Annotated in this window: 1 protein-coding gene; it reads right to left on the reverse strand. The window is 47.2% G+C overall.

Translation table 11 applies throughout. The features are described from left to right. Window positions 1-281 precede the first annotated feature (281 nt). On the reverse strand, window positions 282-671 hold the full coding sequence (locus ABF638_RS38235) for an SDR family NAD(P)-dependent oxidoreductase (protein WP_435027928.1): 390 nt from the start codon (window positions 669-671) through the stop codon (window positions 282-284). Window positions 672-695: the final 24 nt, after the last annotated feature.

The following is a 695-nucleotide window of genomic DNA, read 5'->3' on the forward strand; positions in this document are numbered from 1 at the left end:
AGCACAAATAATTTTTCGGTAATTCCCAAAAAAATAGCCAAAATCAACAGCCTACGCTCCGCCTCCGAGACGTTCGCGGACTCGCTAACGCAGCGCTATCCACCAGTCGTAAAGAATTCATGCTAAATTCTGAATTCTGACTCCTGAATTCTGACTCCTAACTCCTGAATTCTGTTCGTTGAGCTTTAGTGTTCTTGTCCTGTTGGTCGGATAAGGATTTCGTTGACATTAACGTGCAGTGGTTGGGTGAGGGCGTAAACGATGTCTACGACGGGCTACGCCTACGCAGCAGCGATGTCTTCGCTTTGCAGAGGTTGAATTGACTTGCGTCGTTCTTCGATCCGTTGTTTGGCAACGGGATCGGTAATTTGGTTGTCAATTTCTGTATCCACCAAACCTGGTTCGATAATAGTGACGCGGATATTTTCCTTGTGGACTTCTTGGCGCAATGCTTCCGAGAGGGCATTCACACCCCATTTAGTAGCATTATAAACACCCACGCCCGCCCGCGCTGTCCGGCCAGCTACTGAGGAGATATTGACTATATGCCCCGATTTTTGCGCCTTCAACAGAGGCAAAACAGCATGAGTAGCATATAGCAATCCTAATACGTTGAGGTCAAACGATCGCCGCCAGTCTGAGAGGCTGTTTGAAAAGTTTTGATGGGTCAAATTTTATGCTAATCGCCTCACCAT

Source organism: Nostoc sp. CALU 1950, assembly GCF_051172895.1.
GTDB lineage: Bacteria > Cyanobacteriota > Cyanobacteriia > Cyanobacteriales > Nostocaceae > Nostoc > Nostoc edaphicum_A.